The 468-nt window shown below is 53.8% G+C and carries 1 rRNA gene; it reads right to left on the reverse strand.

Annotated elements, in window-relative coordinates:
• Nucleotides 1-53 precede the first annotated feature (53 nt).
• Nucleotides 54-468: ribosomal RNA gene (locus HMPREF2756_RS00005) — 23S ribosomal RNA — on the reverse strand; the annotation flags it as partial.

Raw genomic sequence — 468 nt, forward strand, 5'->3', positions numbered from 1 at the left:
CAGGCTTGTTGTTTCAAAACTATACAGCGAACGCAAACAAACAACTTACTAGTGTGAATAAGTCTTCAGCCTATTAGTACCAGTCAACTCCACGCCTCACAACGCTTCCATACCCGGCCTATCAACCTCATCATCTCTAAGGAGCCTCACACACCACAAAGAGTGCCAGGAGAACTCATCTCGAAACAGGCTTCCCGCTTAGATGCCTTCAGCGGTTATCCCTCCCGAACGTAGCCAATCAGCCATGCACCTGGCGGTACAACTGACATACCAGAGGTTCGTCCGTCCCGGTCCTCTCGTACTAAGGACAGCCTTTCTCAATTCTCCAACGCGCGCAGCGGATAGGGACCGAACTGTCTCACGACGTTCTGAACCCAGCTCGCGTACCGCTTTAATGGGCGAACAGCCCAACCCTTGGGACCGACTCCAGCCCCAGGATGCGACGAGCCGACATCGAGGTGCCAAACC

Source organism: Rothia sp. HMSC067H10 (assembly GCF_001810635.1).
In the GTDB taxonomy this organism is placed as follows: Bacteria; Actinomycetota; Actinomycetes; order Actinomycetales; family Micrococcaceae; genus Rothia; species Rothia dentocariosa.